A 1506-nucleotide genomic window follows, 5' to 3' on the forward strand; every position below is an offset into this window, starting at 1 on the left:
CGCCCCCACAGTGGACTTTCACCACCTAGATATATGCCATGCCCGGCATACAAAAAAGGGAAGCATGCATTATGCATACTTCCCTGAGGAATACTCGTTAACGAGCAAGAGAATGGTTTCCTTCTGTTTGTGCTTTAAATTGTGATTGGTACTTATTTCCCGGGTAAACTACAAGAGATACTTTACTATCATTGATATAAGCACCTAAGCCATAATGGCCTAAGGATTTTTTATTTGTCTCAAATTCTTCTTGTTTATTGTGGAAAGCTTTCATCAGCTTATTGTATGTAGGCTGGTCAATCACTGATGTGATTAATTCTTTGTTGTCTTCCTGAAGAAGATCTTTGAATGTTTTACAATTATCTTTTGTGATTATTGTTTTAATAGAATCAGTCTTTGAACGATTATAAGTACGTTTAATCACAAGAGTTGTATCATCATTCAAAGATGTCTTACATATAATAGTTGTATAAAGATCATTGTTGGAATAAACAGAATAATCGTAAGTAGCAGTAAATGTCTTACCATACTGTTTTTCTAATGATTTCTTATAAGACTGAGCAGGTTTGATGAATGTTTCAGCATTAGAAAATTTCTTCTTAAATGCGCTAGAAGAATCAAAGTGATAGACTTCTTCTCCTTCTGATTTCTTTAATTCACCTAACTCATAAAGTTTTGACTGCTGGAAATTAGATGTAATTGACTTTCCTGTAAAGAACTGACTATAGAATACAATAGCCATAGGAAGCGCAATAGTAAGTAACATGATGACTAAATAACCTTTCATCATGCGACCTAGAATAGTCGTACTTCTAGGTGGATTTCTTCTTAAATCATAACCGCAATGTGGACAGAAGTGATCTGTGGGTCTGATATCTTTATGACAATGTGGACATTTCATAGTTATTACTCCTTAAAATAATGATTCATAAATACTTTGAATTCTTTAATGAATTCGTTTTTCTTTTTGATTTGTTGACTACGATCCTTAATCGCATAGTAGTCTTCATCAAGATACTGATATTTACTTTGTACAGAACCCTTTGAGATGACTTCTAATGTGGGTGTCCAATTAAAATCAAATGTTTTATAGAGATTCTTGTAGAACTCTTTTTCTTCTTTTGTGGCATCTTTTTTGAGTGATGCATCACGATATGCTTTGATATTGAGGTAATAAACACCTTCATCAGGACGCTTATTAAGATAGTCTTCAAGGATAGGTTTAAAGGCCTGACAGTCTCCACAATCAGGACGACCTAGATAGAGCATGAAAGAAACATCTTCTTTCATGAGTTTCTTTAATTCTGTATATTGTATCTCTTTAATACCTTTTACACTCTTTTTTTTAACTGAAGATGTACTACATCCTAAAAGTATTAAAGTAAGGCATAAAATGAGTAATTTCTTCATTTTCATTTCTCCTTTTCGACTATATTACCATAAATAGAATCGAGTAGGAGAAAATAATTAAAATTATTTTCGTCCTCTCACACCACCGGGCAAGCC

Annotated in this window: 2 protein-coding genes; both read right to left on the reverse strand. The window is 33.1% G+C overall.

What is annotated here, in order from left to right:
• Positions 1-97: 97 nt before the first annotated feature.
• On the reverse strand, positions 98-901 hold the full coding sequence (locus tag DW269_RS12415; RefSeq protein ID WP_117460328.1) for a zinc ribbon domain-containing protein: 804 nt from the start codon (positions 899-901) through the stop codon (positions 98-100).
• A gap of 5 nt (positions 902-906) precedes the next feature.
• Positions 907-1410, reverse strand: coding sequence for a thioredoxin family protein (locus tag DW269_RS12420; protein ID WP_117460330.1), 504 nt, complete (start codon positions 1408-1410; stop codon positions 907-909).
• Positions 1411-1506: the final 96 nt, after the last annotated feature.

The organism is Catenibacterium sp. AM22-6LB, from assembly GCF_003435615.1.
GTDB lineage: Bacteria > Bacillota_I > Bacilli_A > Erysipelotrichales > Coprobacillaceae > Catenibacterium > Catenibacterium mitsuoka_A.

What these genes read in the sequence shown, in the direction of transcription:
- DW269_RS12415 (WP_117460328.1), bottom strand. Translation starts at nt 901, where the DNA reads ATGAAATGTCCACATTGTCATAAAGATATCAGACCCACAGATCACTTC.
- DW269_RS12420 (WP_117460330.1), bottom strand. Translation starts at nt 1,410, where the DNA reads ATGAAGAAATTACTCATTTTATGCCTTACTTTAATACTTTTAGGATGT.